The sequence below is a fragment of the Lipingzhangella halophila genome (assembly GCF_014203805.1).
GTDB classification, from domain to species: Bacteria; Actinomycetota; Actinomycetes; order Streptosporangiales; family Streptosporangiaceae; genus Lipingzhangella; species Lipingzhangella halophila.
This window is the reverse complement of the sequence record NZ_JACHJT010000001.1, coordinates 1651225-1664155: the sequence shown is the minus strand read 5'-3', so window position 1 is coordinate 1664155 and position 12931 is coordinate 1651225. Positions and strand designations below refer to the sequence as shown.

General features: G+C 67.5%; 12 protein-coding genes and 5 tRNA genes. 12 read left to right on the top strand and 5 right to left on the bottom strand.

The window, feature by feature from the left end; genetic code table 11:
- The first annotated feature begins 4 nt into the window (after window positions 1-4).
- A complete protein-coding gene (locus F4561_RS07525) occupies window positions 5-1159 on the top strand; it encodes an acyl-CoA dehydrogenase family protein (RefSeq protein ID WP_184576076.1) in 1155 nt (384 codons plus the stop codon).
- A 68-nt stretch (window positions 1160-1227) separates the two neighbouring features.
- Window positions 1228-1908 (top strand): hypothetical protein, encoded by a 681-nt coding sequence (locus F4561_RS07520; protein WP_184576074.1) that lies wholly within the window; start codon window positions 1228-1230, stop codon window positions 1906-1908.
- Window positions 1909-2166: 258 nt separating this feature from the next.
- Here the strand turns inward: F4561_RS07520 and thrS are convergent, their stop codons facing one another.
- The gene (thrS, locus tag F4561_RS07515; protein ID WP_184576071.1) at window positions 2167-4146 is read right to left on the bottom strand and encodes a threonine--tRNA ligase; all 1980 of its coding nucleotides are present in this window, start codon (window positions 4144-4146) and stop codon (window positions 2167-2169) included.
- Between the two features lie 354 nt (window positions 4147-4500).
- Here thrS and F4561_RS07510 point away from each other — a divergent pair, with 354 nt between their 5' ends.
- Together F4561_RS07510 and F4561_RS07505 are read left to right on the top strand one after the other, a co-directional pair.
- Window positions 4501-5670 carry an FAD-dependent monooxygenase gene (locus tag F4561_RS07510; RefSeq protein WP_184576069.1) on the top strand — a complete coding sequence of 390 codons (1170 nt, stop codon included), beginning with the start codon at window positions 4501-4503 and terminating at the stop codon, window positions 5668-5670.
- Window positions 5671-5879: 209 nt separating this feature from the next.
- Window positions 5880-6170 carry a PGPGW domain-containing protein gene (locus F4561_RS07505; RefSeq protein ID WP_246437159.1) on the top strand — a complete coding sequence of 97 codons (291 nt, stop codon included), beginning with the start codon at window positions 5880-5882 and terminating at the stop codon, window positions 6168-6170.
- Between the two features lie 135 nt (window positions 6171-6305).
- On the opposite strand, the gene F4561_RS07500 is transcribed toward F4561_RS07505, so the two are convergent.
- Window positions 6306-6379 (bottom strand) — tRNA-Val (locus tag F4561_RS07500).
- A gap of 435 nt (window positions 6380-6814) precedes the next feature.
- Between F4561_RS07500 and F4561_RS07495 the strand changes: the two genes are divergently transcribed.
- Entirely contained in the window at window positions 6815-7234 is a 420-nt protein-coding gene (locus F4561_RS07495) for an SsgA family sporulation/cell division regulator (RefSeq protein WP_184583329.1), read from the top strand.
- A 238-nt stretch (window positions 7235-7472) separates the two neighbouring features.
- On the opposite strand, the gene F4561_RS07490 is transcribed toward F4561_RS07495, so the two are convergent.
- A complete protein-coding gene (locus tag F4561_RS07490; protein WP_184576067.1) occupies window positions 7473-8315 on the bottom strand; it encodes an aminotransferase class IV in 843 nt (280 codons plus the stop codon).
- Window positions 8316-8667: 352 nt separating this feature from the next.
- On the opposite strand from F4561_RS07490, the gene F4561_RS07485 reads away from it, so the two are divergent.
- The 5 genes from F4561_RS07485 to F4561_RS07465 all read left to right on the top strand — a co-directional run bounded on the left by F4561_RS07485 (window position 8668) and on the right by F4561_RS07465 (window position 9724).
- Window positions 8668-9102, top strand: coding sequence for a roadblock/LC7 domain-containing protein (locus F4561_RS07485; RefSeq protein ID WP_184576065.1), 435 nt, complete (start codon window positions 8668-8670; stop codon window positions 9100-9102).
- 226 nt (window positions 9103-9328) lie between these two features.
- A tRNA-Gly gene (locus F4561_RS07480) sits at window positions 9329-9401 on the top strand.
- Between the two features lie 34 nt (window positions 9402-9435).
- A tRNA-Gly gene (locus F4561_RS07475) sits at window positions 9436-9508 on the top strand.
- 46 nt (window positions 9509-9554) lie between these two features.
- Window positions 9555-9629: transfer RNA gene (locus tag F4561_RS07470), tRNA-Cys, on the top strand.
- Between the two features lie 18 nt (window positions 9630-9647).
- Window positions 9648-9724, top strand: a tRNA-Val gene (locus F4561_RS07465).
- Window positions 9725-9951: 227 nt separating this feature from the next.
- Here F4561_RS07465 and F4561_RS07460 read toward each other — a convergent pair.
- Together F4561_RS07460 and F4561_RS07455 are read right to left on the bottom strand one after the other, a co-directional pair.
- On the bottom strand, window positions 9952-11010 hold the full coding sequence (locus F4561_RS07460; protein ID WP_184576063.1) for a tyrosine-type recombinase/integrase: 1059 nt from the start codon (window positions 11008-11010) through the stop codon (window positions 9952-9954).
- A 100-nt stretch (window positions 11011-11110) separates the two neighbouring features.
- Window positions 11111-11563, bottom strand: a complete 453-nt coding sequence (locus tag F4561_RS07455) for an ATP-binding protein (protein ID WP_246437462.1) — start codon at window positions 11561-11563, stop codon at window positions 11111-11113.
- A 186-nt stretch (window positions 11564-11749) separates the two neighbouring features.
- Here F4561_RS07455 and F4561_RS07450 point away from each other — a divergent pair, with 186 nt between their 5' ends.
- Both F4561_RS07450 and F4561_RS07445 read left to right on the top strand, forming a co-directional pair.
- Entirely contained in the window at window positions 11750-12622 is an 873-nt protein-coding gene (locus F4561_RS07450; RefSeq protein WP_184576059.1) for a helix-turn-helix domain-containing protein, read from the top strand.
- On the top strand, window positions 12622-12843 hold the full coding sequence (locus F4561_RS07445; protein WP_184576058.1) for a DUF397 domain-containing protein: 222 nt from the start codon (window positions 12622-12624) through the stop codon (window positions 12841-12843). Before F4561_RS07450 ends, F4561_RS07445 begins: the two co-directional genes overlap by 1 nt.
- Window positions 12844-12931: the final 88 nt, after the last annotated feature.

Below are 12931 nucleotides of genomic sequence, written 5' to 3'. Positions count from 1 at the left end.
CGCCATGCAGCACGGGCTCTCCGCCGAGCACGAAGAGCTTCGCCGAACCGTCGCCGAGTTCGCCCGGGACCACGTCGCCCCCGTCATCGGCGACTACTACGAACGCGAGGCGTTCCCCTACGACATCGTCGCCCGGATGGGGCGGATGGGCCTGTTCGGCCTGCCCTTCCCCGAGGAGCACGGCGGCATGGGCGGGGACTACTTCGCGCTGTGCCTCGCCCTGGAGGAGCTGGCGCGGGTCGACTCCTCGGTGGCGATCACCCTGGAGGCCGGGGTGTCCCTCGGCGCGATGCCGATCTACCGGTTCGGCAGCGACGAGCAACGCGGGACCTGGCTGCCCCGGCTGTGCTCCGGTGCGGCGCTCGGCGCGTTCGGGCTGACCGAGCCCGGTGGCGGCTCCGACGCCAGTGCCACGCGCACAACCGCCCGCGTCGAGGGCGAGGAGTGGGTGATCAACGGGACGAAGTCCTTCATCACCAACTCCGGCACCGACATCACCGCGCTGGTCACGGTCACCGCGGTGACCGGGGAGCGTGACAACGGAACCCCGGAGATCTCGGCGATCCTGGTCCCGGCCGGCACACCGGGTTTCTCCGTGGGGCAGCACTACTCCAAGGTGGGCTGGAACGCCTCCGACACCAACGAGCTGGTGTTCGACGACTGCCGGGTGCCCAGGGAGAACCTCGTCGGGGAGCAGGGCCGGGGCTATGCCCAGTTCCTGCGGATCCTGGACGAGGGCCGCATCGCGATCGCCGCGTTGTCGGTGGGACTGGCGCAGGGCTGCGTGGACGAGAGCCTGCGCTACACGGCCGAGCGCGAGGCCTTCGGCACGCATATCGGCCGGTACCAGGCCATCCAGTTCAAGGTCGCCGACATGGAGACCCGCGCGCACACGGCGCGCCTCGCCTACTACGACGCCGCGTCCCGGATGCTGGCGGGCGAGCCGTTCAAGCGCCAGGCCGCCATCGCCAAACTGGTAGCCTCCAACGCCGCGATGGACAACGCGCGCGACGCCACCCAGGTCTTCGGCGGGTACGGTTTCATGAACGAATACCCGGTCGGGCGGTTCTATCGCGACGCCAAGATACTGGAGATCGGTGAGGGCACCTCGGAAGTGCAGCGAATGCTGATCGCGCGGGACCTCGGGATGCCGGCATAATCAGGGGGACCCGGGGCCGGTGCCGTGCGTCGACCGCCCCACAGCCACCTGTGCTGAGAGGTCCCCAGATGGACGAGGTAATGACTCTGCTGACACTAGTCCTCATCGTCGTCGCGTTCGCTGGTGCCGTGCTGGGTGTATCCAAGTGGTGGCACCGCAAGCGAGTCGCGGCGCTGCGCGAGTGGGCCAACCAGCAAGGGTGGCACTACGAGCACTGGCGTCCCGACCTGGCCGAGCGGTTCTCCGGCTACCCGTTCGGCCGCGGGCGCAGGAGGCGAGTCCAGCACGTGCTCACCGGGACGCACCGCGGGCACGAGGTCCTCGCGTTCGAGCACAGCTACACCACGAGCGGTGGGCGGAACAACTCCAGCACGACCTTCCACGAGGTCGTCGCGGTCCCGATCCCGACACCGCGGCCGTTTCTGGAGGTGACCCGGGAGCACTTCGGGCATAAGCTCCTGGGCCTCGTCGGCGTGCACGACCTGCAACTCTCCAACGAGCGGTTCAACTCCACCTTCCGGATCCGCACCAGCAACGACCAGTTCGCCCGTCATGTCCTCAACAAAGACATGACGGAGTGGTTGCTCGCCGACGGACGCGCCCGCCAGGTCGGCATCCGCTTCGACGGGAGCTACCTGGTCACCTGGCGCAGGGGCCCCCTCGACGCCGACAACATCCCCGCGGACGCCGACTTCCTCATCGATGTCCTGGAACGCGTGCCCGCCCCGGCGTGGGAAACGACCGCGTGACAGTGGGCGCCCCGCGCCACGAACCGGTCCCGGCGCGAGGCGCTCCTCCGGCTGTGCCGCATTCCGGGCTCGCGGCCGCCAGAGACGCCTGCCGCGCCGATTCGCGCCACCAGTAGAGGCCGGCCCCGGGGCTGGCCGCGAAACGGCGTACGTGTCGCTCAGCCGCCCCCTGGACCCCGATCAGGCAACGGCCCGAAGGGAGTCCAGTCCCGGCGGCCGGCTGCCCGCTGCTGCCCCGAAACGAAGCGTTCCCTAGCGCTAGCGCCGCTCGCGGACCGCGGCGACGATCTCGGCGACGGCGTCGTCCACGGCTACACCGTTGTTCTGCGAGCCGTCGCGGTAGCGGAACGAGACCGCGTCCTTGCTGACGTCGTCGTCGCCGGCGAGCAGCATGAACGGGATCTTCTGCCGCTGGGCGTTGCGGATCTTCTTCTGCATGCGGTCGTCCGAGGAATCCACCTCGACCCGGATCCCCTCGCCGCGCAGCCGCTCCGCGACGCTTTCCAGGTAGCCCGCGTGCTCGTCGGCGATCGGGATCCCCACCGCCTGCACCGGAGCCAGCCACGCCGGGAACGCGCCCGCGTAGTGCTCCAGCAACACCCCGAAGAACCGCTCGATCGACCCGAACAGCGCGCGGTGGATCATCACCGGACGTTGCCGGCTGCCGTCGGATGCCGTGTACTCCAGCTCGAAGCGCTTGGGCATCTGGAGGTCGACCTGGATCGTCGACATCTGCCAGGTGCGGCCGATGGCATCCCGGGCCTGCACCGAGATCTTCGGGCCGTAGTACGCCCCGCCGCCGGGGTCGAGCACCAGCTCCAGGTCCTGCTTCTCGGCGGCCTGCCGCAGGGACTCGGTGGCCTCCTCCCACTCCTCGGGCTCGCCCATGAACTTCTCGGACTCGCCGCGGGTGGACAGCTCCAGGTAGAAGTCGCTCAGCCCGTAGTCGCGCAGCAGGTCGAGCACGAAGGTCAGCAGGCTGTCGAGCTCAGCGGGTGTCTGCTCCTTGGCGCAGTAGATGTGCGAGTCGTCCTGGGTGAAGCCCCGGGCCCGGGTGAGGCCGTGCACCACACCGGACTTCTCGTAGCGGTACACCGTGCCGAACTCGAACATCCGCAGCGGCAGCTCGCGGTAGGACCGCCCCCGCGAGCGGAAGACCAGGTTGTGCATCGGGCAGTTCATGGCCTTGAGGTAGTAGTCCTGGCCCTCGAACTCCATGGGCGGGAACATGGCCTCGCTGTAGTTCGGCAGGTGGCCAGAGGTCTCGAAGAGCTTCGCCTTCGAAATGTGCGGGGTGTTGACGAACGAGTACCCCGCCTCCTCGTGCCGCCGCCGGGAGTAGTTCTCCATCTCCGCGCGGATCACGCCGCCCTTGGGGTGGAACACCGGAAGGCCCGACCCCAGCTCCTCGGGGAACGAGAACAGGTCGAGCTCCGCCCCGAGCTTGCGGTGGTCGCGCTTCTCGGCCTCCTCAAGGAACGCCAGGTAGTCCTTGAGGGCGTCCTTGCTCTCCCACGCGGTGCCGTAGATGCGCTGCAGCTGCGGGTTGACCTCGCTGCCGCGCCAGTACGCCGCCGCGCTGCGCATGAGCTTGAACGCCGGAACCACCCGCGTGGTGGGCAGGTGCGGGCCGCGGCACAGGTCCTTCCAGCACAGCTCGCCGGTGCGCGGGTGCACGTTGTCGTAGATGGTGAGCTCGCCGGCGCCGACCTCGACGCCCGCTCCCTCTGCGGCCTCGCCCGCACCGGCCTCGCCCTTCAGACCGATCAGCTCAAGCTTATAGGGCTCGGTGGACAGTTCCGCGCGGGCGTCGCTCTCGGAGACGACGCGGCGGTCGAAGCGCTGCCCCTGCTTCACGATCTCCTGCATGCGCTTCTCGATGCGCTTGAGGTCGCTCGGGGTGAACGGCTCGGCGACATCGAAGTCGTAGTAGAAGCCGTTGTCGACCGGCGGGCCGATGCCCAGCCGGGCCTCAGGGAACAGCTCCTGCACGGCCTGGGCCAGCACGTGGGCGGTGGAGTGCCGCAGGATGGCCCGGCCCTCGCCGGAGTCGATGGTGATCGGCTCGATCTCGTCGCCGTCGGCGACCTCACAGGCGAGGTCGCGCGGCTCGCCGTTGACGCGCGCGGCGATCACGGTTCGACCGTCGGCGCCCAATGCCTGACCAGCCGTCGTCCCGTCCGCAACCACACGCTCGGCTCCGGCGAGGGTGATGCGCAGGACATGCTCGGCAGACACGGTGTCTCCTCAGGTGAGTTGGGCAGTACGGGCGCCGGTTCGCGACAGGCAACCGACTCAGGGCGGCAACCGGCCTTGCGGAAGGTGGCGCCGGCCGCTGCGGCCCGGATCCGCCGCCCCGACACCGATGCTATCGGCTTGCGGCCGTCCCCTCATCCGCGAATACCACGGCGCGGCACTGACCTGTCCCCTACACATAGCCACGGAAACGTAATGCCAGGTGCCTTAACCGTGACCTCACACCTGGTATCGAATGATGTGAGAGGGAGACGAACCGGGCTTCGCCGGAGATCCCGGGGGTATGCAGCCCACAAGGGCTTCGGGAGCCCACAGCCTTCGAGGCGCAGGGGAACTATGCGGATCGTCATCGTAGGGGCGGGAATCGCCGGACTCACGCTCGCGACCGCGCTCGCCCGTACGGGCGCCAGAACCGTGCTGCTCGACCAGAGCACCGAGGCCCAGCCCGTGGGGGCGGGCCTGCAGCTCTCGCCGAACGCCGCGCGTCCTCTGCGGCGGCTGGGGCTCGACAAGGCGCTGGAGAGTGTCGCGGTGCGCCCGGAGGGCCAGGACATCCTCCGGTGGGATGACGGCACTCTGGTGCACTCCACGCCCATGGGTGCCGAGTACGAACGCCACTACGGGGTCCCCCTGTACACGCTGCTGCGCTCCGACCTGCACCGGATCCTCCGCGACTCCGCCCCCTCCGGTTCCGTCCGGCGCGGCCGCTACGTCACCAGCATCCTGGAAAGCAGCGACGGCGTCACCCTGCGCTGCTCCGACGGCCAGGAGATAACCGGCGACGTCGCGATCGGGGCCGACGGCATCCACTCGATGATCCGCGGGATGCTCAACACCGAACAGCACGGCTTCGCCAACCGGGTCCTCTACCGCGGCCTGCTGCCCATCGAACGAGTCCCGGAGTTCGCCGCCGAGCCGCGCGTCCGGATCTGGATGGGCACCGACGCCCACTTCTCCTGCTACCCGGTGTCCGGCGGAACCAGGCTCAGCTTCAACGCCTCCGTGCCGGCCGACATCGACCATCCCGAGTCGTGGAGCTCCCAGGGACGCATCAGCGACCTCAAGCGGGCGTTCGACGGCTGGAGTCCCGAGGTCCACACGGTGATCTCCGCGGCGGAGTGGATCGGCACGTGGATCCTCGGCGACCGCGAACCGGTGCGGAACTGGCACCGCGGCCGGATCGCGCTCATGGGGGACGCCGCGCACCCGATGCTCCCCTTCTTCGCGCAGGGCGCCAACCAGGCCGTCGAGGACGCCATCGTGCTGGCGTCCTGCCTTCGCACGGCCACCGCTTTCACGGTGGACCAGGCACTGGCTCAGTACGCGGCGTTGCGCCGCGAGCGGACCCAGCGCATCCACTCGTTGTCGCGCGACCTCACGTACTCACTCAGCGAGTCCGGCGCGGACCCCGATCAGTACGAGGCGATTATCACCAGGACGGAGCACGCCAAATCCGACTGGGTCTACGGCTATGACGTCGATACCGCGACAGGGAGCCGCCAATGAGGGCCCCCGGAGCCGCGTTGCGTGGCGGCAATGACGATCGGCTGACCACCAACGCCGCCAGCAGCCATCCCGATACCAACACGTCACCCGACCGATACCCTGGACGTATGTCACCGAGCCCAGTTTCCGGCCAACCGGATCCGGCGGCACCCCCACCCGAGTCAGCTCCTTCAACCCGCGTTCGGCGGTGGCGGCGTCTCCGCGCCCGAATGCGGATCTGGCGCCGCCGCATGCGCGCCCATCCGGTACTGCACTGGACATGGCGCATCGCTGTGGGGCTTACGGGCGGCACGATCCTGCTGGCCGGCCTGGTCATGTCGGTGGCGCCTGGGCCGGGCCTGGCCTCGATCCTCCTCGGCCTGGCCATTCTGGCGACCGAGTTCGCATGGGCACGAGGGGTGCTGCGGTTCGCCCGCGACTGGGCGCACCGGGCCAAGGAGCTCGCCCTGGAGTCCCGGCGGCGCCGGCGTGCCCGTAAGAAAGTCACCGCCAACGAATAACGGGCGGCGCGGCCGGGGGTGGCATGCGCCATCCCGGAACCGCCACCAATCGGACTGTTTCGGTCGATACCGAGGCGGCGCGCCGGCAAACAAAAGCGCCCGGTTCCGGAATAACCGGAACCGGGCGCTGTGCTGTGGGCGATACTGGACTCGAACCAGTGACCTCGTCGGTGTGAACGACGCGCTCTAGCCGTCTGAGCTAATCGCCCTCCCGGACGCCCCACCAAGCCCGGCGGGACGAACACCTAAGACTGTAGCGCATTTGGCGGGGTGGGTGACGCACTCGCGCCCGCCGAGCGAACCAACCGGATGTGATGGACATCACACCATAGTGGTACAGGTTCCGTTCACGCTCACGCAAAACGTGAATCCCCTTCTACGGTGGCCCTTCGCGCGACCGCTCGGGCTCGGGCGCCACCCTCACCGACAGGCGGGTGACCGGGCACACACATCATCCGGAAATTACTGGTTTCCGCAGCTCATTACAGTGACGGAGGATCCGGGAAGTCGCGACACCGCGCCCCATCCCTTGGTGATCCACCGACCAGGTACAGCCCGGTCGCGTCACAAGTCGCGGCCGACCGCGTCGGAGCGGCCAAAGCACACATCCCGCCGCCGCGCGGACGAGAAGAGGTATGGCGAACATGAACAGCAGCGGCATCACCGCCACCACCGAAGTCGGCCTTCGGCTCGTGGTCCCCGACCGCACCGCGGTCCCCTTGGTCGCACGGCTCGACTACGCGGCGAGCGACCCGTACGCCATCAGCGTGGCGTTCCACACAGGCGAGGACGACCCCGTCGAGTGGATCTTCGCCCGGGAGCTGCTGACCGTGGGCATCGTGCGCCCCGCCGGCGAGGGAGACGTGCGAGTGTGGCCCGGCTCAAGCGAGGGCGAGCGGGTGATCAACATCACGCTTTCGTCGCCGTTCGGGCAGGCACACTTCGACGCGCCGGTCTCACCGCTGGCCGAGTTCCTGCACAGGACCTACGAGATCGTGCCGGCGGGCCAGGAGGACGAGTACGTCGACCTGGACGCCGAGATCGAGCAGCACCTGCAGCACTGAGGGGCACCAAGCGCTGAGGGGCACCGCAACGCTGACCCCGGGCCCACTCATGCCCAGATTCAGCTGATCACGGCCACAGACCTGAATGTGGTGTACCCACCGGAACGGGCCGCAAACCCGTTCACCGAGGTAGCGCAGCGCGAATTCCGCGGCGCATCGGCAGGGCAGCAGCGTTCGCATCCACACCGCGGCCGCGCCCCGCGGCCCGGCCGCCGCCGCACCGCAGCACCGCCTCGGATCAGGGATCCAGGTCGGCCGCCGAACGTTGTGTGAGCACCTCGCTCGCCTTCCGGGTGACCGGCCCCGGAGACTCCGGCAGGACCCGGCCGTCGATCGCGCGGATCGGCTGGACGTCACGCCCGGTCGAAGCGAGGAACGCCTCCGAGACCTCCGCCAGCCGTGCCATGGGGACGTCGCTCTCCTCACCGCCGGCCCATTCCAGGACCAGTTCCCGGGTGATGCCGGCCAGAGGCCCCGCTGACAGCGGAGGCGTGACCAGTCGGCCGTCGAGCACCACGAAGATGTTGCTGCCCGTGCCCTCGCACAGGTTCCCCGAGGTGTTGGCGAAGATCGCCTCACCCGCCCCGCGCTCGGCGGCGTAGGCCAGGGAGCGCACGTTCTCGGCGTACGACGTCGACTTCACCCCGGTGAGCCCGCCATTCTCGTTGCGGGTCCACGGCATCACCGCGACGTCCACGCGCGGGTCGACAGCCGGCAAGGGGCCGACCGCGACGACATACGTCTGCTCGCCCGCGTCGCGCTCCGAACCGAGGGGCCCCGGTCCCGCGGTCACCGTGATGCGTACCCGGGCCGGCCCCGTCTCGGGGTTGGCGTCGAGGGCCTGCCGCACACCGTGCCGGATCAGCTCGAAATCCGGATCCGCGAGCCCGAGCGCTCGCGCCGAACGGGCGAGGCGGTGCAGGTGCCGGGTAAGGGCGAAGGTCTCGCCCCCCACGGCCTTGACCGCCTCGAACACCCCATCGCCAACCGTGATCCCGTGGTCCAGCACGGAGATGCGCGCATCCTCGGCTTCGACCACCTGCCCATCGCCGTATCCGGCTCCCGCGATCCACACCCGCATGCTCCGATGTCTCCTCATCCCTCGAGTCATGTCCAGTCTTCGATCCTGCCACTCTTGCGCTGCGGAATCGGAGCCCCATACGGCGGGTGATGTCACTCACGCAATCCCCGTGACCACCACCGGCCGGTTACGTATAGATAACGGGACAAGTGGGTACCGTAACCGCCCAGGCCGCTCCGCCAACCGACCGGCAAATCACCACCCCGTCAGCACGCCAGAAACCGGACACACGGGTCACGAATAGCTATCATCTGGGCAACGCTTGCGGGCCCCCGAGGAACTCGCGCGCGTCGGTGTGCCCTGACGGCGCAACTTACGATCCACCTCCGGACCACAACAGAGCAAGAGAGCCATGACCTCACCGAGTACCGCCCCCTCCGAACTGAGCTGGTTGCTCGACGACCTCCTTACTCGCGCGAAAGGCACGCGCCATGCCGTCGTGCTCTCTACGGACGGACTTCTGATGGCTTCCTCCAGCCATCTGGAGCGGTCGACCGCGGAGCACCTGTCCGCCATCGCTTCCGGGTTACACAGCCTCGCCGCGGGCGCCGGCAAACAGTTCGCGGCTGGGAACGTCCGGCAGAGCATCATCGAGATGGACGACGCCTTCCTGTTCGTCGCCGCCGCTGGGGAGGGCGCGTGCATGGCGCTGCTCTCTGACACCGATAGCGATGTCGGCCTGGTGGCCTACGAGATGAACAAGGTGATCGAGCGGGTGGGCCAGTACCTGTCGGCCCCGCCGCGCCCGGACACCTCCGCGCACTCGCCCGGGCCGCTGAACAACTAGTCACGACCGGGTCCGGAAGAGCAGTGCCCACCCTTGGTGGGAGCCCGCTCTCTGCTCCCCACCACGGCGTATACCCCCACGATCACACCTGCTCGCGCCCCGTCCGCTACAAACCGCTGGCACGCCACCAGCGAATTCGATTTCGTTCGGTCGCCGGTATCCGTTAGAGTTCGAAACGCAGCGAGGGCGGTGCCTTCGGAAGACCCCGAACAACCACACCCTCCAAGCGGACGTGGCTCAGCTGGTAGAGCATCACCTTGCCAAGGTGAGGGTCGCGGGTTCGAATCCCGTCGTCCGCTCGTGCAGGACTCACGGGCCTCCGGCCCGTGACAGGCGGACGTGGCTCAGCTGGTAGAGCATCACCTTGCCAAGGTGAGGGTCGCGGGTTCGAATCCCGTCGTCCGCTCGGAGAGGCCGCGTGGGCAACACTCAAGGGTCCGAGCGCGTCTCGTGGCGGAGTGGCCGAGTGGCTTAGGCAAGGGACTGCAAATCCCTGTACACGGGTTCGATTCCCGTCTCCGCCTCCACCCCAACCCCGCATGTAGGGGCGGTTAGCTCAGTTGGTTAGAGCGCTACCTTGACACGGTAGAGGTCACTGGTTCGAGTCCAGTATCGCCCACCAGTATCACCGCAGGTCAGGATGGGTCTCTCAGATCTCTCCACGGAAGGCGGAAATTGCCGTGGGAGATTTTTGGGAGATCATCTTTTTTTCGTAGGGGTCGTCGGCCCCTCAGGCGGCATCATCACGGTAGTGCTCACGGGTGAGTTCCGGGACGAGTGACGCCAGTTTTCGTTGCTCTGTGTGATCGAGACTGGTGATGCTGGTCTGCCATCGCCGGGTGAGCACCTTCAGGATCCGGGCTTTGGTTTCGGCGGTGACGTGTTCGTAGACGTTGGCCATGCCCGGCATCCGGTGGCCCAGCCGGGCCGCCCGCCCGACTTCGGGGATTCCCTCATCGGCCAGCCACGTGCGGTGGGTGTGCCGTCCCTCATTGAAGGTGAACCCGGGCAGGATCGGTGACCGCAACCACACCTCCTCGCTCTGGGGTTGCCCGTCCCAGGCGGGGCGCCAGGACCGGGCACGGAAGTTCCCGCGCCGCAGCTGCCCACCCTGAGGGCCGGTGAACACCGCTCCCCGGGTTCGACCGCGCTGCGGAGGTCGACGTAGAGGGCGTTGAGAAAGCCGGGCAACGGGATCCACCGTTTACCCGCCGGCGTTTTCGCCCGTTTGGCTTTCTTCAACCGCCCGGCGGTCTCCTGGAGTGGGGTGCGTACCGGGATGGCGTGGTTGACCTCGTCGTACTCGTGGGGCTCCAGTGCGACCAGTTCGGACCAGCGTGCGCCGGTGTAGGCGTTGAGCAGGCACAGCACGAACCCGGCGCGGCCGAACGTGTGGTGCAGCCGCATGGCCGCCCGCAGTACCTGCACCGGTGTGGCGACCTGTCGGTCTGTCTCGTAGCCGCCGGAGGACACCCGTACTCCGTTGCAGGGGTTGGCGGGGATCCGGCGGGCACGCACGGCGGTGTTGCACAGGGTGGAGAACAATGCGAATACGGAGGCCACCGAGGGTTCGGCCAACTCGTCGTGTAGCCGGTTGACCCAGCCTTGGATCTCCAGGTGGTTGTTGAAGATCGCGATCAGCGGCCAGTCCTTCCAGGCCGGCAGGATGTGGGTATCCAGGTAGGAGCGGTACTTGGCCGCGGTGTTGTCGGCCAGGCGGGCCTGTGCCCACCACTGGGCGGCGAACTCCCCGAAGGTGATCTCCTGCTCCTTGGGGTCGATCCAGGTTCCGGCGCGGACGTGGGCCTCCTGCTCCTGTCCCCAGTTCAGCGCGGCGGTTTTGGTTTCGAAGCCGCCCTTGGATGCCCAGGTGTTGTCCAGGCGCATTGAGGTTCCGGAATGGGCCACACAGCCGGGTTTATCCACTCACGTGACAGTGAGGCGCGCACGCGATTGGTGTTGCCGACGCGGACCGACCCGTTTGCGCGTGGTTTGGGTCTTCTGGCCGTTAGCCGGTGAGGGACAGGGGCTTAGCGGGTCGGGGGGCGGATTTTTCCCAGACGAGTTCGAACCAGGTCAAGGAGCCGCTGGGGCGGGGGATGAACTCCCAGTGCTCGCAGAACGCGTCAATGATGCAGAAGCCGCGCCCGTGCTCGTCCATCGGGTCCGCTGTCGCGGGAGTAGGTGCAGGGACAGGCGCTTTGGGTCCTTCGTCGATGACCAGGCCTCGTAGAAACGCGGGGTAGCAGGTCACGATGACTTCGTAGGAGCCGCCGGGCTCACCGGAGTGCGTGTGTTTGATCGCGTTGCCCGCTGCCTCAGCGAGGGCCTGTTCGGCAGCGACCTGTATGAGCTCTGGGGCGTAGTCGAGTTCGCTGCGCAGCCATCGCCGCAGCGCAGCGAGTTCATGGGAGTCTCCGGAAACGTGGCGGCGTAGGCGTTGTATCGCCTGGACCGACATCTTGATCACCCACAACGGTGTGTCTCGTAGGGCTGTCTCTAGAAGCCCAGCGTGCCAGTGGGCAACTCCATATGCAAGTTTCCATTTGGATGCATCCTTTAGGATCTACTCATATGGGCACTTCCTGGTGGGACCGTGCTCTAAGCTGCCCGTTGTGACCAGGAGACGATCCGACAGGGTGGAACCATGAGCAGCACAGAGCGGCCGACCGTGGCCCGGTGGGAACTGGCCAAGCGCTTGCGAGCGCTGCGCGGCGACCGCAGTTTCAACGAGGTCGTCAAGGCGGTCCGTACCGCGGCGAGCAGCCTGAGCCGATGGGAAAACCCCGGCGAAGGTGGCGCGGTACCCGGACAACTGGCCTTGGAGCGACTACTGGAGCACTACGAGGTCGACCAGGAAACCTGGGACCGGATGGTGGAGCTACGCAAGGAAGCCAAGGTCCCGGGCTGGTGGCAAAGCCTCGACGTCGCCGAATACTACGGCACCTTCATGGCTTTGGAAGAGGCCGCCACCAACATCCGCACGTGGCAATCGCAACTGGTACCCGGCCTGCTGCAGACCGAGGACTATGCGCGCGCGATTTTTCGGGCCGACAACTCCGATCGGCCACCCGAGATGGTCGAGCACCACATGCGCATCCGCGCCCAACGCCAAGAGCGGTGGCGCGCCAACGAGAACGGGCCACACCTGTGGGCGATCATCTCCGAAGCCGCGATCCGACCTGCGGTCGGCGGCCCCACAGTGATGGCCCACCAGCTACACCACCTGGTCGAGATGGCAGAGCACCACCGCGTGACGCTGCAGGTGCTCCCGTTCAGCGTGGGCACCCACGCCGGAATGGTGCTCTCGTCCTTCGTTATATTGCGCCTGGATGACGACCTGCTGTCCACCGTGCACCTGGAGGGCCAAGGCGCCAACCTGTTCCTCGACACCAAAGACGACCTGATCGAGTACGGTGCGCGCTTCAACAAACTGCGCGCCGCCGCCCTGGGAACGGCCGCCACAAGCGATTTCCTAGCGAAGATCGCGAAGGACCTAGAAAAGGAAGCAGACTCATGATGTCACCGGACGAATTCCGCGCCCACGCCAGCGGAACATGGACCAAGTCCACCTTCAGCGGCCCAAATGGTGACTGCGTGTTCGTGGCCCGCGTCGATGACGTGGTCGGCATCATCGAAGCCAACGACCCTGAGGACTCCTCTGCCCCTGTCGTGCTTACACCCCTGGAGAACTTCCGTAAGTTCATCGCGGGCGCCAAGGCTGGAGAGTTCGATCTGTAAGAGCACGTATCCCGTCCCGCCCTCACAGGCAGGGTTTTGGCCCTCGAAAACTCTGGCGCGCTGCGCAGTGGAACCGTGCACTCTTGAC